Below are 20,941 nucleotides of genomic sequence, written 5' to 3' on the forward strand. Positions count from 1 at the left end.
ACCCACTACCATGTATCGAACCAAATCTCAGGGCGATAACCCCGAAGAAATCAAGGAAATCGTCTCCGCTGAGCTCAAGCGTATTGGCGACGAAGTAAAGCTCGCCGGCGAGAAGGCACTCAAGGAGGCGAAGAGCGCGGGCGACATGTCTGCTGAGACCAAGGCCAAGGTCGATGAACTGCTCATCAAGCAGGGCGAGCTGCAGGCCCGTCTGCAAGAGGCCGAGCAGAAGCTGGATCGCCGTGGCTCCCAGGGCGAGCAGGAGCATAAGAGCGCCGGTGCCGAGTTTGTCGAATCCGAGCGCTTCAAGGAATATGTCGAGGCGGGCAACTTCCGCAAGGGCTTTACTGGCAGCGTGAAAGCGATCACCTCGCTTCCAGCAAGCGCTGGCGATACGATCGCTCCAGACCGTCTGCCCGGCATCCTCTCACCCGCGCTGCGTCGCCTGACGGTGCGTGACCTGCTCACACCCGGCCGCACCAGCTCGAACCTGATTCAGTACGTTCGCGAGACTGGCTTCACCAACAGCGCAGCGACTGTGGCCGAAGGCGCAAAAAAGCCCGAGTCCAATCTGACCTTCGAGCTGACCTCGACGCCAGTGGTCAAGATCGCCCATTACGTGAAGGCATCGACCGAGATCCTGATGGACTCGCCCATGCTGCAAAGCTACATCGACCAGCGCCTGCGCTACGGGCTGCGCTTCGTGGAAGAAGGGCAGCTGCTCAATGGCTCCGGCGTGGGCAATAACCTGAACGGCATCATGACTCAGGCCTCGGCGTATGCTGCTCCTATTGCGGTGCCCAGCGCGACCAATATCGACACGGTCCGTTTGGCGCTGCTGCAATCGGAGTTGGCTGAGTTCCCAGCCACAGGCATCGTGTTGCATCCTTCGGACTGGGCGGCCATCGAGCTCACCAAAGACAGCACCGGCGCCTACATCTTCGCCAATCCTCAATCCCTGGCCCAGCCCGCTCTGTGGGGCCGGCCTGTGGTGTCTACCCAAGCCATGACCGTGGATAGCTTCCTGGTTGGCGCATTCCAGCTCGGCGCGCAGGTGTTCGACCGCATGCAGGACACCGTCACCGTGGCCACCGAGAACGAGGACGACTTCGTCAACAACCTGGTCACCATCCTGGCTGAAGAGCGCCTCGGCCTGGCCGTGTATCGGCCTGAGGCATTCGTGAAGGGCGCCTTCACCGCCGGGCCTTAAGCAAGTTGGGCGGCCAGGTGTGGCCGCCCTGATTCCTTTGGAGATAATTCATGAAAGCGATCGCGATACAGCGCTTTGTCCACGGCGCCCTCAATGTTCAAGCGGGCGATGAAGTGGATGCACCCGAGTCTACCGTGCGAGAGCTCGAGGCAGCCGGTCTGGTGCGTACAGACCAGAAGGCCGCACCTAGCCCCGAGAACAAGCAAGCGCCTAAGCCTGCCAACAAATCCAAGGGGATGTAATGCTTGTCACCGATGAGCAGGTGCGCAATCACTTGCGCATCGAAGCAGGCGAGGACGTTTCGGTTTATGTGGGCGCGGCGCAGGAGTCTGCTCAGCAGTTTCTAAACCGGCGAGTTTATGCCAGCAATGACGAGCTTACCGCAGCCGAGCTGGAAGGTAGCGCAGGGCTTGAGCCCATGATTGCAAACGACGCCATCCGCGCCGCCATTTTGTTGATTTTGGGGCACCTGTATGCCAATCGTGAAGAGGTGGTAACAGGCACCATTGCCACAGAGCTGCCGATGACGTCGCGGCACTTACTGCAGCCCTATAGAAAGGGTATGGGGGTATAGATGAGGGAACTGATCAAGGCGCTCACAGCACAAACGGCGGCGTTGCAAGAGTTGGCGGTCGAGATACGGTCCTTGAGTCAGCAGAATCAGGCTTTGATTCTGGCGCTGGCTGAGCAGGACTTAGATGAATTGCCTGCTTCTTCTGGCTATTACCTGGACGGGACACCGAAATGAGTCTGCAAGCTGGACGGCTCCGTCACAACCTAATTATTCAGGAGAACCGGCCAGGCCGAGACCCTGATAATGGCGCGGTGATTCCCGTTTGGGTTGAGCTGGTAACTGTTCGCGGCTCGTTTGAGCCGTTGTCCGCTCGGGATTTCATTGCAGCCGCTGCTGCGCAAACGAAGTTGTCGGCCCGAGCTGTGGTTCGGTACCGCGCTGACATCAAAGAAAAGATGCGTCTGTTCCATGCTGGGAGAGTGTTTCTGATTCAGGGGGCGCTGCCTGATAAGGAGTCTGGGCGCGAGTATCTGACTCTCCTTCTTTCGGAGGATTTGTCTGATGGTTGAGTTTGAACTGAAGGGCTTGGATGAATTGCGCAAGAGCCTCAAGAGGCTGCCAGCCAAGATGCAGCAAAAGGGTCTGAAGTCTGCCTTGGGTAAAGCGGCGCGAGTAATTCGCAATGCAGCCAAGGAAAATGCCCTTCGCGTGGATGACCCTGAAACTGGTCGCCGCATTGCAGACAACATCGTTCAGCGAGTACGTGGGCGTCATACACGTCGTACTGGCGACTTGATGGTAAGTGTGGGGGTGGCGACCGAGCGCGGCCGCATTCCTAAAGGTAATCCAGACGATGGCGCTAAAGGAAACACGCCTCACTGGCATTTGGTTGAGCTTGGCACAGAGAAGATGCAGGCGCAGCCATTCTTGCGGCCTGCCGTTGAGGGAAGTGCTGAAAGCTCTTTCGATGTGTTTGCTGAGGAAGTAGATCGTCAGGTACAGAAGGCATTGGCTGAGAAATGACCAAACTATCCATATATCGGGTCGTGAAGGCCTGGCCCCAAGTGTTGCAGACGCTTGGGGGGCCGGAGCCACGGTTTTATCCCTTTGGGGAAAATGACGACGCGCCAATCAAGTATCCCTACGCTGTGTATCGCGTGATACCTGGTGGTGGCCCTCAGAACTACTTGGCCCACCGCCCAGATATGGATGAGCTGTTGATCCAGATCGATGTGTATGGAGCAACCGACAGCCAGGCCGGAGAGGCCGTTATTGCCCTCCGAGATGCTTTGGAGATGCACTGCCGGATTGTCGCTTGGCGCGGTTCCTCCCGCGATCCAGAGACAAAGAACTACCGACAGAGCTTTGATGTTCTTTGGGTACAGCCAAGACTTTAGCCTTTGATTATGCATACAGCCGCTTTCGAGCGGATTTTTTTATTTGGGAGTGGATATGTCCATTTTGACTCAAGGAACCCAAGTGTTCCTGTTGGACCCCGGAATCGGTGGTGCAGGCCCGTTGGCTGTACTGGAAGTTAAAGGCGTCACTGCGTTCAACCCTGGCGGTAACCCAGCGGATGAAATTGAAGATACGCCTCTGTCCGAGCGTAACTCTAAGAAATTCAAACGTGGTTTGCGTACACCGGGCCAAGCTTCGGTAACGGTCAGCGCTGACCCGCGTGAGAGCAGCCATCTGCGCTTATTCCAAATGGCCGAGAGCAATTCGGAAAGCGACGAAGGTAATTCGGTCAAGTGGGCTGTCGGCTGGGCTGACGGTACTTCGGTCCCGACACTGAACACTGATGGGGATGATTTTGAATTGCCTGAAGACCGGACCTGGTTCTTGTTCGAGGGTTATGTCAGCGACTTTCCGTTTGATTTCTCTGGCAATACCATCGTGACCACAGCCGCTACGGTTAAGCGCTCTGGCGGCTCTCAATGGATTAAGAAGGGGCCATGACTATGGATCTGAAAGAACTTCAGGCTCAGGGCGGGTTTGTCGACGATAAGCCGGTCAAAGAATCCGTTACCTGGACTCGTGGCGACGGCGAAAAGATCAGCTTCGATGTGCATGTCGTGCGTCAGCCTTTTGGTGTGGTGGACGAAGTGCTGAAGACGACCGATGGCCGTAGCCAGTCGGCACGCATGATCAGCAACTGCATCCGGCTGGGGAAGGAAGGCAAGGACCGCTTGACCTATGAGCAAGCGTTCGTGCTGGACCCCACTCTGGCTTTCTCCCTGATTGCCGCCATTAACCGGGTAAACGCAAAAAAATCGACGCCGCCGACGAGCTCTGGTGTGAGTTAGTGCTCAACGGCATCGGCGGCTGTACGGTGGCCCAAGCAAAGAAGGCTGTTTCGTTCGATGAGTACTTGATGTGGATGGCTTACCGAGAGAAGCATGGGTCTTTGAATTTGGGTCTGCGCGTTGAGCACGGTGCAGCCTTGGTGGCCTGGTCGATGCAGGGCGGTGATTTTGATCGCTTCTTGCCGCAAAGGGGAGGCCAGCAGGGAATTTCGCTTGAACAAGCTATGCAGGAATGGAAGTAGCCGCCTTCGGGCGGTTTTTTATGGGTGATTGATTTATGTCCAGCAGATCTCTAGGCACGCTGACCTACGACTTGATCGCCAAGATTGGTGGTTTTGTTGCTGGCATGACCGAGGCAGAGCGGGTGGCTGACCGTAAAACTCGGGAGATGGAACGAAAGTCTCGTGCTCGGGCGAAAGCAATGAGCGATGCCTGGTCAAAAGCGAGCAAGCTGGTTACCGCAGGTATTGCTGGTATCACTGTTGGTAGCGTCTACCTAAAGATTATCAATGAGACCAAGCAAGCGGAGCATGAGCAGGCCCAGTTAGCTGCAGTGCTTCGATCGACAGGGAACTCTGCGGGTTATACAAAAACTCAGCTGAACGAGATGGCCAATGCCATGTCCGCGCTGTCTGTTGTGTCGTCAGGGGAGATTAACCAGGCGCAGACAACGTTGCTGGCTTTTACCGGCATTGTTGGTGACGAGTTTCCGCGTGCATTGCAGTCCGCAATTGATATGGCCCAGCGTACGGGCATGTCTGTCGTGTCTGCGGCTGAGACAGTTGGTCGAGCCCTGGATGTTCCATCCAAAGGCCTAACTGCCTTGAGTCGCCAAGGGTTTCGGTTCACCGAGGAACAGAAGAAGCTCGCAGAGAAACTGGAGGCCGCAGGTAAGACTGCTGAGGCCCAAGGAATCATTCTGCAGGCCTTGGAAGAGTCTTATGGTGGTGCTGCTAAGGCGGCACGGGATACCTTTGGCGGCGCTCTGTCTGCACTGCAGAACCAAATCAATTCTCTGCTGACAGGCTCAGATGGAAGTTTGGATGAAGCGAATATCGCGATAAATGAATTAACTGATTTGCTTGGGGGCGAGGATGCAAAGCAAGCGTTTGCGTCGATCATTGGATGGGTTTTTGAGTTAACAAGCGCTGTTGCTGAGCTCGCAGTTCAGTTTGGTTTGGGCTTGCAATATTCCGATGGTTTCTTTGATGCCCTGAGAAAATATGGGCTATCAAATCCTTTTAAGTCTCATGCAGAACAGGTCGCGAGTATTCGTGACGATATCGCCTCGCTTGAGTCGGCAGGCAAAGACCCGTCGCTTTTGGCCCAGATCGGTGGTGAGCAAGGACGACAGGCTGCCCTTCGTGATGCTCGTCAGCGGCTCCAATACTACGAGGCGATGTCAAATCGTGATCAAGCAAAATCCGATAGGGAACTGTTTGGGGCGTTGCGCAATGTGTCAGAAACTGGCGGACCGGTACCAAGTCTCAGCGCTATAACAGTTACTGGCTCAGGGGGTGACAAGAAACCAAAGAAGCCAGGGTCTACGGTTGATGAGGGGCAGCGGTTTATTCAGCAGATGCGAGAACGCATTGCGCTGATTGGCTTGGAAACCGAACAAGAAAAGCTGCTAGCCAAGGCGGTAATCGGCACGATCAAGTTCAAAAGCGAGGGGGATAAGGCTGAGGCCGTGCGCCTGGCGGGCCAGTACGATTCTGCCAAAGCTGCTTACGAGCAGAAGAAGGCTGTTGAAGAACTGACAGTCTCCTATGGCCGCTTGCTGGATGAGCAGGAGCGCAATTATCAAGCCCAGTTGAACTCCATGGGCCTCGGTGAAAAGAACCGTCAATATTTGGCCGAGCAGATCCAGATTCAGGACGAGTTCAGAAAACGACAAGAAAACCTTGATGATGCCCTCCGCCGTGGCGACGTATCCCGTGAGCGGTACGAAACAGAGCTGCGGATGCTGGATGAGGCACAAGGCAGGTCTCTGGCGCTGCTTGACCGGTACAACAGCGAGAAACAGAAGAAAGAGCGGGACTGGTTGCTTGGCGCACAAGAGGCCTTGATTAACTACGGTGATGAAGCGGCCAACATCTATGCGTCGGTTGCGGACGCTGTGGCTGGCGCATTCAAAGGCATGGAAGATGCGCTCGTGCAGTTTGTCAAAACAGGGAAGCTCGACTTTAAGAGTTTGGCCGACAGCATTATTTCTGATCTCGCCCGAATTGCAGTTCGTCAAGGAATCACAGGCCCCCTTTCTGGGATGTTGGGTGGGCTGCTGACCAACACTCTGTCCGGTTTGGCCATGGGGCTTGGCGGAGGAGTCAAGATTGGCTCCGGTTTCAACTTGGGTGCTGGGCTGGGTGGCGGATCGGGGGCTACCTTTGGGCCGATGATGAAGCTGTCATCCGGGGGTTATACCGGTGATGGAGGTAAGTATGAGCTCGCCGGCTTCGTTCACAAGGGCGAGGGTGTTTTAAATCAAGATGAAATCAACGCACTCGGAGGTGAGCAGGGTTTCAATCGGTTGCGTCAGGCGCTGAAGGGGCCGGGTCATTCGATTGGGGGGATGGCAGGGCGGCCAGCACTACCGCCTGCAGTACAGGGTGGCGGTCAATGGCGCCCAGGGGTTGTGATTAACAATAATGTGTCTGGCATTGAGTTTGAAGAGCATATGTCGAATGATCAGTTCATGTTGGAAGTTGACCGCAGGATCGACCGTCGATTGCCTAAAGCCATGGCCCGCGAGCAGGCGAACCCGAATAGCCGATTATCCCGACAACAGGCCGTTAGCTTGGCTGTATCGCGCAAAAGGTGATGTATGAAGGTCTTACCGTTTGAGCCGTTGCAGGCTGGCTATGGCGCGCAGTTTAACGATGGCGTGAGCCGTATCCCCTTGCCTGGCGGTAAGGGGCGCAATCGAGTCACTTCCATTGGTGATAGTGATTTGGTGCACGCGTCCTGGAACCTGACCGGTAGGGATTACTCCATGTTTATGGGGTTCTACCGTGATTGGGGATCGACGGCTGAGGTATTTCAAGTGGATTTGATGCTTCATTCACATGAACTAAAACGCTATACCGCCTCGTTCATTCCTCAATCATTGCAGCTTGTTGAAAAAAAAGGGGCGCATTTTCTTGTGTCGGCTCAGTTGGAAGTCCATGCGCTGCCTGAATTTACGGATGCCGACCTTGATTACTGGCGCAGCGTCGTTTCGCTGCTGATTATCTATGGTGGATACGATCAGGCCATGGAGGTACTGAATCTGCTCGATAAGCTGGTTAACGAGGATTTGCCACATGAATGACGCTGATGCTGACTACGTCAGTTTTTTCTTTGATTCGCCCTCCAGTGTGCCGGAGCTGGAGACCTTGGAAATCAGTCACCCTAGTTTCTCTAAGTCGCGTCTGCTTGTGCGCAACTCAACATTTGGGCTGGCTGCACAATCGGAGACAGGAGAGCCTGCCTTCTTTGAGTACTGTCCGATGATCCTGCGGCCGATGGCTGACCGTGGAACGCTTGATTACGGAATCTCCGTGACGCTGGGAAACTATGACGAGATCAGCGATGAGATCGCACGGGCCAGGGAGGCGGGGACGTTGGCAATTCGTCCGACGGTGAAGTATCGAAGTTATCGGGGGGATCGGCTGAGCAAGCCGATGTTTGGGCCTATAACGCTACAAGCACAATCCATCTCAATCGGCGCCTCTGGCGCCGTTTTTGATGCTGGGGCACCGAGTTTGAACCTGGTGCGAACCGGCGAGCGTTATTCCGTTGACCGCTTTCCTATGCTGCTGGGGTTCCTGTGAGTATCGATGATCTGCTGTTTCGCCAGTACGACCGCAAAGCATATAACTGCTGTCATTTCTCGGCAGAGGCTTGGCAGCGGTTCACAGGCGACAAGCGCCTGCACGCCATCGATGAGAGCACGCTCCAGGCCGGCGATCTTCGATTGCTGTTTACGCACTATCAGCGTGTTGATGGGCCGACAGTAGCGCCTAGCATCGTGCTGATGCAGAACCTGCAGGGTGAGTTTCACATGGGGGTTTGTGTGCGTCGGCGTTTGCTGCATATCCGCGAAGAAGGCGCAGCCTTTCTCCCCTTTGATGCTTCGCTCTACACGTACCGTAATTTCAGGTTTTATCAATGAAAACTGTTTATCTCACTCGCACGCCAGACCAGGCAGGGCCGGAGATCCACCAGGTCGCTGATCTGCTGACGTTCTTGCGCTCGGAGTTTGGGCAGTGGCCAGCAGGTGCGCGGATTATTCATCAGCCGGACGGGCGGGTGGTGACACCAGTGACGCCGTCTGACATCCCGCGTTTACGTGAACTACCGGGGCCTTTCATCATTGAGGTGTTCCCGCGTGGGCCGGAAACGTGGATTCCGATGCTGATAAGCCTGGCTGTGTCGGCTGCCCTGTCGATTGTGTCGATGATGCTGGCCCCCAGCCCTCCGAATCAGACGGCACGCAATATCCGCAGCGAGTCGCCAAACAATGGCCTGTCTGACCGAGTGAACCGCGAGCGGGTCAACGGCCGCATCCCCGACATTTATGGCACCGTGCGCTCAACGCCGGATTTGCTCTGTGCGCATCGTGTGTTTGAGAACCACGTCGAGAAAGAGATTGCTTATATGTGCATTGGGCGCGGTGCCTATGAGGTCTCAGACATTCGGGATGGCACGACGCCAGTGGCCGATATCGCTGGGGCGTCTGTAGCGGTCTACGGGCCATACACATCGCCTAACGGCGGGCAGCCACAGCAAGTCATTGGGAATCAGATCAATGTGCCTGTGCTGATGACCAAGCGTGAGAACGCGGTAAACGGGCAGGTACTACAGCCGCCCAATGCCTCGCGTCTGGTCCTGTCTCCCATGGTCTTCGAATCGCCAAATCTTATCCGCAGTGTGGATGGCAGGGTGGACTTTACTGAACAGTTCCTGGCTGGTGATGTGATTGAAGTAAAAGGAGCTCGTGTTACATCCGGGGTGTACCAGTATGTCGCCCCTGCAGAGACGGCTGGCATATCTAACAGTAATTATGAGACAGGTTACTTAACTCTGGGCGGCGACCAGTCTGAGCATTGGGAGGCGGGGCAGGTTGTGACCATTACCAATGGCACCTTCGCTTGGATTGGTGTGACTGGTGGCGATAAAGGCGAGCTCTATGACGCTTCTCGGAATATTAATGGTACGTACGAAATCCTTGGAGTCAGTGTCGTTGGGAGTTTGAGCAAGACTACTGTGATAGCTCTGAATATTTCACAGAACTATTCATCTTGGCCTGGCCCGCTGGGGAATGTTCATACCTCCCCCACTGGGAACCCTACATTGACACGACCTTCGGGCGAAGCGCTTTATGACTTGTCCGGCACGTACACCATCAATACCCTCAATAGTGACGTGTTGACGCTGTCTAACCCGGTTGCTGTGAACCCGGATTGGGATGTGATGGCCAATGAGTATGGTGGTGCCTCGGGTACGTTGACGGTGACAATTGAAGCTCAGAAGGAGCGATGGGTAGGGTGGATGATTGCGGAGTCAGCAACGCCGATCCGACGAGCAATCTGCAACCTGGTGGCCCTCAATGGCTTATACGCGGATAACGGACGCCAGCAATACCGGCGTGACGTAACGGTGCAATTGCATGCCGTACCGCTCGATGAGCACCGCAATCCAACTGGGCCTGAGCAGGTGTTTCATGGAACAGTGCAGGGTTCGGGCACATCCCGTGCCACGCGTGCGTTGACTATGGACGTGGATCTGGGCGCCGAGTCTTTGCGCTGGCAGTTCCGTATGCTGCGTACGAGCGATTCTGATACCAGCTTCGAAGGGCAGGTGGTTGACGAGGTGAAGTGGCGGGATTTGTACGTGGCAGCTCCGGTCGCTCAGCCGCACTTTGGTGATGTGACGATGGTGCAGTCTTCTACGTTTGCGACTGACGGGGCGTTGGCGGTGAAAGAGCGCAAGTTGAATGCGCTTGTGACGCGCAAACTGCCTCGGCGTGTTGAGGGTTCTACGTTTACCAGCGAGCTTTACCCCACGAACAATGTTGCTGACATTCTTTCTGCTATCAGCCTGGACCCTAAAATGGGCAATCGGACGGCTGCCGAGGTGGACTTTGACAATCTGTACGCGACGGCTGCGGAGATCAATGAGTACTTTGGCGTGAATGTTGCTCAGTTCAACTACACGATTGACGCTGACAGCCTGTCCTTTGAAGAGATCGTGGCCATGATTGCCGAGGCTGTGTTCTGCAAGGCCTACCGCCGGGGCAGTGTGCTGCGGCTTCACTTTGAGCGGGAGACGCCCGATAGCGCGATCCTCTTTAACCATCGAAACAAGGTGCCGGGTTCTGAGACGCGAACCACGTCTTTTGGGCCAGCCGAGCAGTATGACGGGGTTGAGTTCCAGTGGGTAAGACCCTCTGACGACTCCGTGCAGACGATTTATCTTCCGGCAGACCGCACGGCGGTCAATCCGAAGTCGGTGGAATCTGTCGGTGTACGGGTGCCTGAGCAGGCGCATTTTCACGCTTGGCGAGCCTGGAACAAGATCCGCTATCAAACGGAGGTCACCGAGTTTGATGCGCTGCCAGAGGCCAATTTGCTGACTCTATCCGAGCGAATCCTGAATGCTGACAACACTCTGGGTTTCTGCCAGGACGGTGAAGTGATCAGCGTGGATGGCCTGGCCATTGAGCTGTCCCAGCCCTTTGATTGGGGCGAGGGCGCGTACAACATCTTTTTGCAGAACGCGGATGGCCTGGTGGAGAGCATCCCAGTGTCGAATGGCGGAGGGCGGCGCTATGCATTGCTTGCGCGTGTACCGCGCGTGCCGATTGTCACCGAGGGGTATAACCCGACGAAGTACATCATCGCGGACGCCGCAGATCGGCGCAGTGCCAGGCCGTTTCTGGTAACAGAAAAGGATGTGCCGAACGAAGACGGAACGATCCCGCTGACCGCTATTAATTACGACGCTCGGTATTACACGAACGACGCTGATTACCGCGCTTGAACCTTACCTTTTTAATCAACTGAACCCCGCTGAAAGGCGGGGTTTTTGTTTGTGAGACAGCTATGAGCTATATCACCGCGCAAGAGTTACGGGATGCCAGTATTGATGCCGGGACACTTGAGAAATTTGCCCTAGGTGGGGTTGGGGAGCAAAACCTTAATCGTGAGGGTGTGGATGTTGAGACCCTTCAGACCATAAAAGACCGGACTTTGGAAATCGCCCGTCAGGCCGCCAACATGCAGACGTATCTGACGAAGGAAGAGGCGGACGCGGCCCAGCCACAACCTAAGGGAGTTATGGCGCAGGTCACCAACGGCCCTGGTCAAGGCTATTGGGTGTCCGATGGCTCGCAATGGATTTGGTCTGGGCTCCAGCCGACTGACTACAAGTACCGAGTCGCTGCGAACAACGTAGCACTTTCCACACTGTTGAAGATGGGAGTTTATGGCAGTGCCGCTGAAAATGGGCACCCCGATTTGCCAGCCAACTTTCCAGTGGGAGTAGGCAAGGTCATTCGGGTAGAGAGACAGCTTGATGCTGGTGTGAGTTGGTACGTGACCCAGTATCTATCGCAAACTGATCGGCCGCAGTTTGAATGGACCCGGCGTGTATTGTCTAGTGGAGCGACCACTAGTTGGGTGATGCCTTTTGATCAGTCGATTATTGGTGTGACCGATGCGAATGCGAAACAGCTATTACGGCCAGGTACCTACGTACTGACAGGAGCTCCAACGAAGCTGCCTGCAGATTGGCCGTCTGGTGCGACGCCGTTAGCGAAGGTTGAGCTGCACGGCGGTTTCCGGATCACAACTCTATTCCCGACCAGTGATGCTGCGCTTCGGTGGCAGTCCGTTGGTGGGGCAGAGTGGAGCAAAGACAAAGGTTACGACCTGACGGCGGCGTCGAACTTTACCCGTAACTATGCTTACCGTGGATTAGTCGCGCAGGGCAATGCTGATGAGTTGCATGACGAAGGGCATTACATGCTCACGCAACCGGCAACGGGGCTGCCCGCAGACGCACCGAATGAAACAGCGCTTGTTGACGTTGAGGTGTACGGCTCATTTGCTGTTCAGACCGTGCGTTATCGGAATCAGATGAAAAGTGTGTGGCAGCGGTCGGGCACCATTACAAGTGCAGGCGTTGCTACTTGGCAGACTTATCAGAAGGTTGGCGGTGGTGACAACCCGCTAGCTGGAGCCGTCATTGCAGTGATTGGCGACAGCATCGTTGAAAGTGGGAACTGGCCAGAGCAATTGGCCTCAGCCACTGGCGCAACAGTTCATAAATTCGGCTTCGGAGGATGCCGGATGTCCGCTTATCCGACAAGCATGGGACGCTACGACGGAATGTGCGGGTATGCAATTGCTACCTGCATTGGCAGCGGTGACTATACATACCTGCTGGATTGCGCTGAAGCAGTGGCACAGCCACCAACAAGTGACGACAACAGGCCGCAGGCAGCAGCGCTCGCTGCACTGGATTGGTCCACTGTCGATATTTTGGTGATCGCATTCGGCACGAACGATTGGACGCGCCCAGACCTTGATTTAGGGACTGGTTACACGCCAGACCCAACAGGCATGACCCTTCGTGGTTCTGTGGCTCACATTATCAATGCAATCCAGTCCGCATACCCAAACATTCGCATCGTCTTTCAGTTGCCCGCATATAGAACATTTGGCGGTGGAGCAAGCACAACCGACGACGCTTGGGTTCCACGAGCAAACAACATTGCACTCCCTGACGTGAACGAAGCGATTGCCGATGTGGCCCAGAGGACGGGCAGCCCAAGCATGGACATGCTCCGAGATGGAACGGTCAATCGACACACAGCTGATCACTATCTGCGAGATGGTATCCACCCGCGTCCCGGTGTTGGATTCGATCTGTGGGCAAAGCGGATTGCTGGCTGGCTGCGCTCCATAGCATGACGCAGGTTGTGGCTTATCCCCGCTTGTGCGGGGATGTCCAACTTATTAGGAGTCGGCTTTGGCCAGTCGGGTCAAAACAGACTGATACAGCGCGACAGCGTAGCTGGCGTCGTTCTGTGCGCGGTTAAGGATACCGTTGGTGTCTTTCAGGCGCTGCAGTGCACCGCTTTGCACAGCAGCTTTTGTGAGCTCAAGTGCGATTTCTTCGTTCTTGCTGAGTTGTAGGGTTTGGTTGTTGTTACGGCTTGCCATCTGGCCTCTCCAAGTATTGAAGCCGAGAGGATAAGCCAGCGAAGTAGGGTAAAACTGTAGTCAAACGAAATGGTTTGTAAGTGCTTTTCTCTATAGGAAAGCATCTATTCGACTTCCAATGAATGAGCCCGATTGGATTGATTGAGCGCCGCCTTCGAGCGGCTTTTTTTACGTCTGCTGCTTTTGCAGCATTTCACGGGAGACAGCCATGCCGACCGTAAACAAGGGGAAGAAACCAATGCTGCACAACGATGGAGCACATCTGCCGATTACCACCGGCTCAGCATTACTGATCTACAAGTGGACGCTGCAAGAGTTCGTGTTGCTGCTGTGGGCGGCTTATGTGCTGATTCTTATTGTGATCAAGCTACCAGACTTCTTGCGGTCGGCAGCCCGTTTGGTTGGTGGTCTGCAGCGTGCATGGGGGAACTTTAAGGAGTGGAAGCGTGGATCTAAAAACTAAAGTCGGCACAGGGATAATTGCGGCCGCGATTGGTCTGGTGGCTGCTTGGGAGGGGCGTTCGCTGGTGGCCTATGTGGACCCTGTGGGTATCCCAACTATCTGCGACGGCTATACCCATGGCGTGAAGCTGGGCGATGTGGCTACGCCGGAGCGTTGCGATGCTTTGACAGAGCAGGAAGTGCGCAATGCGCTGGGCGTGGTGGACCGCTCGGTGCCGCAAGCTCTGCCGGATGGTGTGCGCGTGGCGCTGGCCAGCTTTGTCTATAACGTGGGGGCTGGCGCTTACGGTAAGTCCACGCTGTTGCGCAAGCTACGGGCTGGCGATCTGTCTGGGGCCTGCAACCAACTCCCGCTCTGGGTGTATGCCGGGGGCAAGAAGTTGCGCGGATTGGAGCGACGTCGGGAAGCGGAGAGGCAGATATGTCTATCAAGTCTGCGATAACTGGGGCTGCTGTATTGGCAGCCCTTTTTATTGGGCTGCAGATCTACGGCGCAGCCCAGCATAGGAAAGGCTACGACCAGGCCCAGACTGAATACCTGATCGCTGTCGCGCATGCAGAGGGCAGGGCGCGGCAGATCGAGCATGAGTTAACTGAAGAAATGGAGGCCCGTGATCGTGAAACCCAAGAACAACTGGTACAAATTGCTAGTGCTGAGCGCCGCGCTGCTGATGAGCGGGTGCGCAGGTCTGCCGAAGAATACGCAGCCCGCTATCGTCGGGATACCGCGCTTGCCAGCGCTGCCGCAGAGCGCCAGGCAGCCGACACCGTCATCAGATTGTTTGCCGAGTTGCTTGGAGAGCTTGATGAAATGGCGGAAGTCTACGCAGCAGAGGCTGACCGTCGACGAGTAGTTGGGTTGGTGTGTGAGAGCACCTATAACTCTGCGCAGATTCTCGGCCAAACTATGTCAATTAATAATTGAACCGATGCGTAAAATTGATGCCTTGAATTTTCTATGCTTAAGTATTAGCTCTTGCTCGTCATCTGATATGCATGCCGGTGCGTTGGGACGTATTACTACCCTCAACTCTTTTTCATGCGAAAATCTCTCAGGCTTACAAAATACGGTTCTTTCGTACTCATCGGAACTGGGTCGAAGGGGGCCATAGATGAAGGTCGAAGGAACATGATATTCCGTTCGAGTACTCCCATACCTTACTGGCTTGTGTATAAGCCATGGGTGACCGAGCGTGTATCGGAGTGTAGTTTGATGCGGCGCTGAAAATCTAATTCCTTTAAGAAAGCGGTCTAAATCTATTACGGCATACTCACTAAGGTCGGGATTTTTTTCTAACAACTTTTCGTGATGCTCTTGGTCATAGTCGCCAAGTGATGCACAGAATACGAAATCATTTATAGTCGACTCCACTATCATTGGGGCGCCGCCTCCTCTAGTGGTAAAGCTACAGTTTACAAATGTGTTTCCCCCAATATTTGCATAGGAGACTTTTCCACCCGCGGGGAAAATAGCATTTTGGACCAGTCCTTCTCTGTTATCTGACATACGGTCTAGGCCCGACACCTGCCCTTCCTTTGCCCTGTAAGATTGCAGTGTTCCAAAGCGAAATGAGCCTTGTTCGACAAAGGGTAATACATTTTTCTCAAAGTATTTTGTTATTCGTTGTTTCATGGATTTTAAATAAAATTGCTCACCAATATAGGTTAGTGAATTTACTACTTAATGAGCTCCATTGCAGTAGTCTGCGTCGTGTCTGGATTCTCGCGTCAGAAAAGTTAACTTTTCGCACGATGGTCAATAGGCCTTTGAATAGCGGATGTTTGGTTAGTATTCGGCTCTTGATACTTCACATTACTCATCTGCCTGGTGACGGGGTGCCAGGCGAACGCCGTTTCTGGCCGTGCGGTGCTCAACAGTTCCAGCGCCGATTCGACGCTGGTGCCTGGCGAAGTCCACTCGCGAGCGGCATCTGGCATTAAAACTACCGGCCTACGGTCGTGAATATCCACCATGCCGCCCGCACTGGCATCTGTCACGATGGCAAAGCCGTGTTCAACGTCATCTTCCTTGCCAGGCTGCCAAGCCGTAATTGCGGCCATATAGATCGGCTCACTGTTCTTCGCATGAATAAACCAAGGTTGCTTGTCGCCAGTTTCCCCCGTCCACTCAAACCAGCCGTCTGCCGGCACAAGTACACGCTTGCCGAGTAGGCTTCGCCACATCGGCGACTTCTTCAAAATCGTGTCCAGCCGGGCGTTGATCACCGGCGAGCGCTTGTACCACTCTGGTTTGTAGCCCCAGAACAGCCTATCTATCTGATCGCTGCCATCACCGAGCTGGTGCATGACGAGGGGGCGGGTGCCAGGTGGCACGTTGTACTTCAGGCCATCTGCCAGTTTGCCAAGGTTGCGAGGATTCCAGTTCATCGACTCTATATAGTCAACTGGTTCGCGGGCTTGTCTAATTCGTCCACACATGCATTTCTCCATCAAGATTTGGTTGCTGGATCTTGCTTGTAGCGCTGTAGGTAGTATGCCATGTCGCCGTCCCGGCCCTGTGTGCGGTGAGGGAAGTTGAGCCGGTCTCGATGTTCTGATGCACGCATATAGCCTTGGACGGCATTCTCCATTTTGAGTGCCTCAAAGAGAGGGGTGAGGCGATGCCTGTTCTCTCCCAGCCCATTTAAAGGCATGGTGCCCAAGATGGAGTAGGTAAGTACGGTCAGCTCGCGTAGGCGTTTTACCTCACGCAACAGGTTCATCACGTCCTGATTGCGCCGGTTGCCTTCTTGTATGGCTTTCAGTTCGCGGTAGGTAAGCATGGTAAATTGCTGTATAAAAAAACAGTAATTTAGCACTTAACTGCTTGACAGGTGTTACCGAGCGTGGACGCAAAAAAGCCCGCCCCAAGGCGGGCGATAGGTTCCTTGCAAAGGTTAAATCTGCTCCGCATCGATAAATACTTGCATATATATCAACGCATTAGAATGGCCGGAAAACTCATGATTGCGGAGCGGAATAAGACTTAACCGCTTGAAAATACAGAGATTACCGTTGGAATCATAATCCGCAGGTCCCCTGTTCGAATCAGGGATGCGCCACCAGAATACCCCTGTTCAATCAGGACATTAAAGCCACCCAGCCGGGTGGCTTTTTTGTTTTCTGCGGCTTGGGGCAATAGAAAAAGCCGTAGTCCCATCTATGGTATGAGTTGTCACGGTATCAACAGATATTTTGCGTCTATATCCACCTTAAACTCACCTTGAAAACAGCGCGCTGCGGATGATGTTGGCACCGACATTGAATTACTATTTATCTTGATACTTTTTAATTGCATGCTCAGGTTAAAAACGCATGCTTAAATCAACCAGAGTGTTGGTACATTTGCTGCGCTGTACGTAATTCCACATTAACTTGGGGCTACCCATGAGACATGCTGAAAGACATAAGACGCACCGCACAGGCTGGCTTAGGGCCGCAGTTCTTGGGGCAAATGACGGAATTGTCTCTACGGCAAGCTTGGTCCTAGGTGTGGCAGCCACAGGAGCAAGTGCAAAGAGCATTCTTGTTGCAGGCGTCGCCAGCCTAGTGGCTGGGGCCATGTCGATGGCGGCAGGTGAGTATGTATCGGTCAGCTCGCAAGCCGATACAGAGCGTGCGGATCTTGCCCGTGAACAAGCGGAGTTGGCTAAAAACCCAGAGCAGGAACTGGCAGAGCTCACTGACATTTATGTTAATCGAGGCTTGGATAAAAATCTGGCTGCAAGCGTAGCGGCCCAGCTAATGGCCCACGACGCAATTGGGGCCCATGCGCGAGACGAGCTGGGCTTATCAGACACGTTGGTAGCCAAGCCCGTGCAGGCCGCATTGGCCTCGGCTTCGACTTTTGCTGCTGGAGCATTGTTCCCTTTGCTTGTGGTTCTTTTGCTCCCGACTTCTGCACTCATGTGGTACGTCGCGGGTAGTTCACTGTTCTTTCTTGCCTTTCTAGGTTTGATCGCAGCAAAGGCAGGCGGCGCTCCTTTGTTCGCCTCAACCGCTCGCGTGACTTTTTGGGGGGCATTAGCCATGGGGTTAACGGCTGGTGTGGGTGCTTTATTTGGTGTTGCCGCTTAGTCGCCGGGCATATTTCACCTTATAGGGAAAATGTCGCTATTTTGAATTTTTTTCCTTGACGGTGTTATAGGAGTCGCTGCCTACACAGGGGGAGTCTCTTGCGGTTTGGCAGCAGGAGTAAGGGCTTTTGTACAGGTTTTCTCGGCCTTTCGTCCTCTGCATTAGCTAGACTCCGGCTTGTTTAATGCGAACCACGACCCTCGTGGCTTGAAGGTCCATGAAGTCTAGCGATTAAGTGCTGAAGGCCGCGGTGCGGCTGCGAGTATTCATGGGCTTGATGGTATTTAATCGGATACTTCTGTGCTTTGAGGTGGATGGGTATTTAGTGGAGCCATCTTTGCACCTCATAAATTCGCGCACTAACAATAAGCGAAATCGTTCTTTTGCCTGCAGCCTCCCTTTGTCTATCCTGATTCCTCGACCTAACGGCTTATCCGGCCGCAAAAATAATCGAGGAATGCTCCATGTCGTTGACGAGAACTCTGCAGCATCTGGGCCTGGCCTTGGCGGCCAGCGTCGTATCTTTGACAGCCCAGGCCACCAGCCTGACGGTCGCCTATCAGACCATTCCCACTCCGTCGAACGTGCCTCAGGCAGACGGTGTTTATGAAAAAGAAACCGGCGCCAAGATCGACTGGCGCAAGTTTGATGGTGGGGCAGAAGTCATCAATGCCGTCGCTTCAGGCGACGTGCAGATTGCCTATTTAGGTTCCAGCCCCTTGGCCGCTGCGGCCAGCCGTAAATTACCTATCGAGACCTTCCTGATCGCGGCCGAACTGGGCACCAGCGAAGAGCTGGTTGTGCGTAACGGTTCGGGTATTCAGGCTCCCCAAGATCTTGTCGGCAAGACGATTGCCACGCCTTTTGTATCGACCAGTCATTACAGTCTGCTGGCTGCGCTCAAGCATTGGAAGATCGACCCCAAGCAGGTCAACATCATTAATCTGACGCCGGCCAATATCGTAGCGGCCTGGGCTCGTGGTGATATTGATGGTGCTTATACATGGGACCCGGCCTTGAGCAAGGCCAAGGAAAGCGGCAGGGTACTGATCAGTTCTGGCGAACTGGCCAAGCTAGGTGCGCCGACGTTTGATGTCTGGTTGGTGCGCAAGGATTTTGCGGAAAAACACCCGGATATTGTGTCGGCTTTTGCTCGTGTCACTTTGGCTTCTTACCAGAGCTACACACGTGATCCCGCCGCCTGGGTTGCCAATGCCGACAACATCAGCAAGCTGTCCCGCTTGACTGGCGCGACGCCTCAAGAAATTCCCAATGTCCTGGCAGGCAGCGGCTTTTTATCTGCGGCTGATCAGATCAAGACTCTGGGTCAGCCTACCGCCAAAGCCTTGGCCGATACCTCTGCCTTCCTGAAGGAGCAAGGCCGCATCGACGAGGTCTTGCCTGATTACGCGGCTTACACCACCAGCAAATATGTCGAGGCGGCTGCCTCGCAGGCCAAGTAATTCTGATGGCGCAGTTAACACTGAATCACGTCAGCGCACGTTATCCCGGTGCTGATCATCTGGCGCTGCGAGACGTGTCGCTGCAATTGGGGCCGGGGCAGTTGGTGGTGGTGCTGGGGCCTTCGGGTAGTGGCAAGACTACCTTATTGAATCTGATTGCTGGCTTCACCTTGCCTAGCGCTGGAACGATTACCCTGGATGGTGAACCTGTGCGCGGCCCTGGGGCTGATCGTGGTGTGGTGTTTCAGGATGATGCCTTGCTGCCTTGGCAGACGGTCCTGGAGAACGTGGCTTTTGGTTTGACGTTACGTGGGGAATCCAAGGAGCAGCGTCAGGCGGTGGCGCGTCATCAATTGGCTTTGGTGGGGCTGGACGGCTTGGAGCAGCGCCGTATCTGGCAATTGTCTGGTGGTCAGAAGCAGCGGGTGGGGATTGCTCGTTCTCTGGCGGCTGACCCGCGTGTGCTCTTGCTGGATGAGCCTTTTGGGGCGCTGGATGCCTTTACCCGAGAGCAGGCTCAGACGCTGTTGTTGAGTGTCTGGCAGCGCAGCGCCAAGCCTGTTTTTCTGATTACACACGATATTGAAGAAGCCGTGTTTCTGGCTACCGATCTGATCATTTTGGGCGGTACGCCTGGGCATGTGGTGGAGCGTTTGACGCTGGATTTTGGGCAGCGTCACACCGATGGGCAGCCGGTGCGTCAGGTGAAGTCCTCGCCGGAGTTCATCGCGGCGCGAGAGCGTGTGCTGGAGCATGTGTTCTCGGCGCATCCCGTTGTTGCTTCGTCCTGAGTTTAGGAGATTATTCATGAAATCCTCTGCCGCTGGCGAGGTTCTGCAAGCAGGCGATATCGCAGGTTTGTCGGGCGCTTCGTCTTTAAGCGTGGGTGGCGATTCCAAGCCTTATCAATCAGCGTCCACCAAGCCTCGGCAAACGTCTATTGCTGTGATCAGTTTGCTCACTTTAAGTGGGGTGCTGTTTTTGTGGTGGGCCGTTACCGAGTGGGGCTATGTGGATCCGCTGTTCCTGCCCTCACCCCCGGCTGTGCTGAGTCGTGTTTTTCGACTGTTCTCGGTGGGCTATATGGATGCCACGGTCCAGCAGCATTTGGCGGCCAGTTTGTGGCGGATCAGCTTGGCATTGATTGCGGCTGTTCTGTTGGCGATTCCTACGGGTATCGCGATTGGCCGTAATCGTATTGCTCAAGGCATTCTGGACCCTTTGATTGAGTTCTATCGCCCGATTCCTCCGCTGGCGTATTTGCCTTTGATCGTGATCTGGTTTGGGATTGGCGAGTTGTCCAAAGTGCTGCTGATTTATCTGGCGATTTTTGCGCCAATCACGATTGCGACGGCTGGCGGGGTACGTAATGTGGACCCGGTGAAATTGCGTGCGGCTCAATCTCTGGGGGCGACGCGTGTTCAGTTGCTGCGTTACATCATTATCCCCAGCGCCTCGCCCGATATTTTGACGGGCCTGCGCATTGGGCTGGGAGTAGGGTGGTCGACTCTGGTGGCTTCGGAGCTGGTGGCTGCCACGCGTGGGCTGGGATTCATGGTTCAGTCAGCGGGGCAGTTTCTGGCGACTGATGTAGTGATGGCGGGGATTCTGCTTATTGCCTTGGTGGCGTTTGTGCTTGAAATCGGCTTGCGTCGTTTACAGGCCAAACTTGTTCCGTGGCACGGGCAAGCGCGTTAACC

The 20,941-nt window shown here is 54.7% G+C and carries 25 protein-coding genes; 22 read left to right on the forward strand and 3 right to left on the reverse strand.

The window, feature by feature from the left end:
- Positions 1–10: 10 nt before the first annotated feature.
- The 15 genes from DUD43_RS06545 (at position 11) to DUD43_RS06615 (ending at position 12,987) form a co-directional block, all read left to right on the forward strand.
- Positions 11–1,210, forward strand: coding sequence for a phage major capsid protein (locus DUD43_RS06545; RefSeq protein ID WP_153229623.1), 1,200 nt, complete (start codon positions 11–13; stop codon positions 1,208–1,210).
- Positions 1,211–1,260: 50 nt separating this feature from the next.
- A complete protein-coding gene (locus DUD43_RS06550) occupies positions 1,261–1,452 on the forward strand; it encodes a hypothetical protein (protein ID WP_153229624.1) in 192 nt (63 codons plus the stop codon).
- A complete protein-coding gene (locus DUD43_RS06555; protein ID WP_153229625.1) occupies positions 1,452–1,784 on the forward strand; it encodes a head-tail connector protein in 333 nt (110 codons plus the stop codon). Before DUD43_RS06550 ends, DUD43_RS06555 begins: the two co-directional genes overlap by 1 nt.
- Positions 1,785–1,958, forward strand: a complete 174-nt coding sequence (locus tag DUD43_RS06560; RefSeq protein ID WP_153229626.1) for a hypothetical protein — start codon at positions 1,785–1,787, stop codon at positions 1,956–1,958.
- Positions 1,955–2,293, forward strand: a complete 339-nt coding sequence (locus DUD43_RS06565; protein WP_228125917.1) for a phage head closure protein — start codon at positions 1,955–1,957, stop codon at positions 2,291–2,293. The genes DUD43_RS06560 and DUD43_RS06565 overlap by 4 nt, the downstream gene beginning before the upstream one ends.
- Entirely contained in the window at positions 2,286–2,747 is a 462-nt protein-coding gene (locus DUD43_RS06570) for an HK97-gp10 family putative phage morphogenesis protein (RefSeq protein WP_228125918.1), read from the forward strand. The genes DUD43_RS06565 and DUD43_RS06570 overlap by 8 nt, the downstream gene beginning before the upstream one ends.
- A gap of 429 nt (positions 2,748–3,176) precedes the next feature.
- Positions 3,177–3,683, forward strand: coding sequence for a phage tail tube protein (locus DUD43_RS06575; RefSeq protein ID WP_153229628.1), 507 nt, complete (start codon positions 3,177–3,179; stop codon positions 3,681–3,683).
- The gene (locus tag DUD43_RS06580) at positions 3,680–4,030 is read left to right on the forward strand and encodes a phage tail assembly chaperone family protein, TAC (RefSeq protein WP_228125919.1); all 351 of its coding nucleotides are present in this window, start codon (positions 3,680–3,682) and stop codon (positions 4,028–4,030) included. Before DUD43_RS06575 ends, DUD43_RS06580 begins: the two co-directional genes overlap by 4 nt.
- Complete coding sequence (locus DUD43_RS06585) at positions 4,030–4,272, forward strand: hypothetical protein (protein WP_153229629.1); 243 nt, start codon at positions 4,030–4,032, stop codon at positions 4,270–4,272. Before DUD43_RS06580 ends, DUD43_RS06585 begins: the two co-directional genes overlap by 1 nt.
- Before the next feature lie 35 nt (positions 4,273–4,307).
- A complete protein-coding gene (locus DUD43_RS06590; RefSeq protein WP_153229630.1) occupies positions 4,308–6,851 on the forward strand; it encodes a phage tail tape measure protein in 2,544 nt (847 codons plus the stop codon).
- A 3-nt stretch (positions 6,852–6,854) separates the two neighbouring features.
- The gene (locus tag DUD43_RS06595) at positions 6,855–7,340 is read left to right on the forward strand and encodes a hypothetical protein (RefSeq protein WP_153229631.1); all 486 of its coding nucleotides are present in this window, start codon (positions 6,855–6,857) and stop codon (positions 7,338–7,340) included.
- Positions 7,333–7,842: a DUF1833 family protein gene (locus DUD43_RS06600; protein ID WP_153229632.1), complete on the forward strand. Its 510-nt coding sequence runs from the start codon at positions 7,333–7,335 to the stop codon at positions 7,840–7,842. The genes DUD43_RS06595 and DUD43_RS06600 overlap by 8 nt, the downstream gene beginning before the upstream one ends.
- Complete coding sequence (locus DUD43_RS06605; protein ID WP_153229633.1) at positions 7,839–8,183, forward strand: hypothetical protein; 345 nt, start codon at positions 7,839–7,841, stop codon at positions 8,181–8,183. Before DUD43_RS06600 ends, DUD43_RS06605 begins: the two co-directional genes overlap by 4 nt.
- A complete protein-coding gene (locus DUD43_RS06610; RefSeq protein ID WP_153229634.1) occupies positions 8,180–11,053 on the forward strand; it encodes a host specificity factor TipJ family phage tail protein in 2,874 nt (957 codons plus the stop codon). Before DUD43_RS06605 ends, DUD43_RS06610 begins: the two co-directional genes overlap by 4 nt.
- Positions 11,054–11,115: 62 nt before the next feature.
- Positions 11,116–12,987, forward strand: coding sequence for an SGNH/GDSL hydrolase family protein (locus DUD43_RS06615; RefSeq protein WP_153229635.1), 1,872 nt, complete (start codon positions 11,116–11,118; stop codon positions 12,985–12,987).
- Positions 12,988–13,032: 45 nt separating this feature from the next.
- Here DUD43_RS06615 and DUD43_RS06620 read toward each other — a convergent pair whose 3' ends face one another.
- Positions 13,033–13,239 carry a hypothetical protein gene (locus tag DUD43_RS06620; RefSeq protein WP_153229636.1) on the reverse strand — a complete coding sequence of 69 codons (207 nt, stop codon included), beginning with the start codon at positions 13,237–13,239 and terminating at the stop codon, positions 13,033–13,035.
- Between the two features lie 208 nt (positions 13,240–13,447).
- Between DUD43_RS06620 and DUD43_RS06625 the strand changes: the two genes are divergently transcribed.
- The 3 genes from DUD43_RS06625 to DUD43_RS06635 are packed head-to-tail and all read left to right on the forward strand — an operon-like array spanning position 13,448 to position 14,626.
- Positions 13,448–13,702, forward strand: coding sequence for a twin-arginine translocase TatA/TatE family subunit (locus tag DUD43_RS06625; protein WP_125304166.1), 255 nt, complete (start codon positions 13,448–13,450; stop codon positions 13,700–13,702).
- The gene (locus tag DUD43_RS06630; protein WP_153229637.1) at positions 13,686–14,144 is read left to right on the forward strand and encodes a lysozyme; all 459 of its coding nucleotides are present in this window, start codon (positions 13,686–13,688) and stop codon (positions 14,142–14,144) included. The genes DUD43_RS06625 and DUD43_RS06630 overlap by 17 nt, the downstream gene beginning before the upstream one ends.
- Positions 14,123–14,626 carry a DUF2514 family protein gene (locus tag DUD43_RS06635; protein WP_153229638.1) on the forward strand — a complete coding sequence of 168 codons (504 nt, stop codon included), beginning with the start codon at positions 14,123–14,125 and terminating at the stop codon, positions 14,624–14,626. The genes DUD43_RS06630 and DUD43_RS06635 overlap by 22 nt, the downstream gene beginning before the upstream one ends.
- An 812-nt stretch (positions 14,627–15,438) precedes the next feature.
- Here DUD43_RS06635 and DUD43_RS06640 read toward each other — a convergent pair.
- Positions 15,439–16,152 (reverse strand): SOS response-associated peptidase, encoded by a 714-nt coding sequence (locus DUD43_RS06640; protein WP_322742800.1) that lies wholly within the window; start codon positions 16,150–16,152, stop codon positions 15,439–15,441.
- Positions 16,152–16,484: a hypothetical protein gene (locus DUD43_RS06645; RefSeq protein WP_153229640.1), complete on the reverse strand. Its 333-nt coding sequence runs from the start codon at positions 16,482–16,484 to the stop codon at positions 16,152–16,154. The genes DUD43_RS06640 and DUD43_RS06645 overlap by 1 nt, the downstream gene beginning before the upstream one ends.
- Before the next feature lie 604 nt (positions 16,485–17,088).
- Here DUD43_RS06645 and DUD43_RS06650 point away from each other — a divergent pair.
- From DUD43_RS06650 to tauC, 4 genes are all read left to right on the forward strand, one after another.
- Positions 17,089–17,778 carry a VIT1/CCC1 transporter family protein gene (locus tag DUD43_RS06650; protein WP_153229641.1) on the forward strand — a complete coding sequence of 230 codons (690 nt, stop codon included), beginning with the start codon at positions 17,089–17,091 and terminating at the stop codon, positions 17,776–17,778.
- Positions 17,779–18,242: 464 nt separating this feature from the next.
- Positions 18,243–19,241 (forward strand): taurine ABC transporter substrate-binding protein, encoded by a 999-nt coding sequence (gene tauA, locus DUD43_RS06655; protein WP_153229642.1) that lies wholly within the window; start codon positions 18,243–18,245, stop codon positions 19,239–19,241.
- A 5-nt stretch (positions 19,242–19,246) separates the two neighbouring features.
- Positions 19,247–20,032 (forward strand): taurine ABC transporter ATP-binding subunit, encoded by a 786-nt coding sequence (gene tauB, locus DUD43_RS06660; protein ID WP_153229643.1) that lies wholly within the window; start codon positions 19,247–19,249, stop codon positions 20,030–20,032.
- A 16-nt stretch (positions 20,033–20,048) separates the two neighbouring features.
- Positions 20,049–20,939, forward strand: a complete 891-nt coding sequence (gene tauC, locus DUD43_RS06665; protein WP_153229644.1) for a taurine ABC transporter permease TauC — start codon at positions 20,049–20,051, stop codon at positions 20,937–20,939.
- Positions 20,940–20,941: the final 2 nt, after the last annotated feature.

This window comes from Alcaligenes faecalis (assembly GCF_009497775.1).
Lineage (GTDB): Bacteria > Pseudomonadota > Gammaproteobacteria > Burkholderiales > Burkholderiaceae_B > Alcaligenes > Alcaligenes faecalis_D.

Bases quoted from the DNA above. Each gene is read 5' to 3' on its own strand.
- DUD43_RS06545 (WP_153229623.1), top strand. From the start codon at position 11: ATGTATCGAACCAAATCTCAGGGCGATAACCCCGAAGAAATCAAGGAA.
- DUD43_RS06550 (WP_153229624.1), top strand. From the start codon at position 1,261: ATGAAAGCGATCGCGATACAGCGCTTTGTCCACGGCGCCCTCAATGTT.
- DUD43_RS06555 (WP_153229625.1), top strand. From the start codon at position 1,452: ATGCTTGTCACCGATGAGCAGGTGCGCAATCACTTGCGCATCGAAGCA.
- DUD43_RS06560 (WP_153229626.1), top strand. From the start codon at position 1,785: ATGAGGGAACTGATCAAGGCGCTCACAGCACAAACGGCGGCGTTGCAA.
- DUD43_RS06565 (WP_228125917.1), top strand. From the start codon at position 1,955: ATGAGTCTGCAAGCTGGACGGCTCCGTCACAACCTAATTATTCAGGAG.
- DUD43_RS06570 (WP_228125918.1), top strand. From the start codon at position 2,286: ATGGTTGAGTTTGAACTGAAGGGCTTGGATGAATTGCGCAAGAGCCTC.
- DUD43_RS06575 (WP_153229628.1), top strand. From the start codon at position 3,177: ATGTCCATTTTGACTCAAGGAACCCAAGTGTTCCTGTTGGACCCCGGA.
- DUD43_RS06580 (WP_228125919.1), top strand. From the start codon at position 3,680: ATGACTATGGATCTGAAAGAACTTCAGGCTCAGGGCGGGTTTGTCGAC.
- DUD43_RS06590 (WP_153229630.1), top strand. From the start codon at position 4,308: ATGTCCAGCAGATCTCTAGGCACGCTGACCTACGACTTGATCGCCAAG.
- DUD43_RS06595 (WP_153229631.1), top strand. From the start codon at position 6,855: ATGAAGGTCTTACCGTTTGAGCCGTTGCAGGCTGGCTATGGCGCGCAG.
- DUD43_RS06600 (WP_153229632.1), top strand. From the start codon at position 7,333: ATGAATGACGCTGATGCTGACTACGTCAGTTTTTTCTTTGATTCGCCC.
- DUD43_RS06610 (WP_153229634.1), top strand. From the start codon at position 8,180: ATGAAAACTGTTTATCTCACTCGCACGCCAGACCAGGCAGGGCCGGAG.
- DUD43_RS06615 (WP_153229635.1), top strand. From the start codon at position 11,116: ATGAGCTATATCACCGCGCAAGAGTTACGGGATGCCAGTATTGATGCC.
- DUD43_RS06620 (WP_153229636.1), bottom strand. From the start codon at position 13,239: ATGGCAAGCCGTAACAACAACCAAACCCTACAACTCAGCAAGAACGAA.
- DUD43_RS06625 (WP_125304166.1), top strand. From the start codon at position 13,448: ATGCCGACCGTAAACAAGGGGAAGAAACCAATGCTGCACAACGATGGA.
- DUD43_RS06635 (WP_153229638.1), top strand. From the start codon at position 14,123: ATGTCTATCAAGTCTGCGATAACTGGGGCTGCTGTATTGGCAGCCCTT.
- DUD43_RS06640 (WP_322742800.1), bottom strand. From the start codon at position 16,152: ATGGAGAAATGCATGTGTGGACGAATTAGACAAGCCCGCGAACCAGTT.
- DUD43_RS06645 (WP_153229640.1), bottom strand. From the start codon at position 16,484: ATGCTTACCTACCGCGAACTGAAAGCCATACAAGAAGGCAACCGGCGC.
- DUD43_RS06650 (WP_153229641.1), top strand. From the start codon at position 17,089: ATGAGACATGCTGAAAGACATAAGACGCACCGCACAGGCTGGCTTAGG.
- tauA (WP_153229642.1), top strand. From the start codon at position 18,243: ATGTCGTTGACGAGAACTCTGCAGCATCTGGGCCTGGCCTTGGCGGCC.
- tauB (WP_153229643.1), top strand. From the start codon at position 19,247: ATGGCGCAGTTAACACTGAATCACGTCAGCGCACGTTATCCCGGTGCT.
- tauC (WP_153229644.1), top strand. From the start codon at position 20,049: ATGAAATCCTCTGCCGCTGGCGAGGTTCTGCAAGCAGGCGATATCGCA.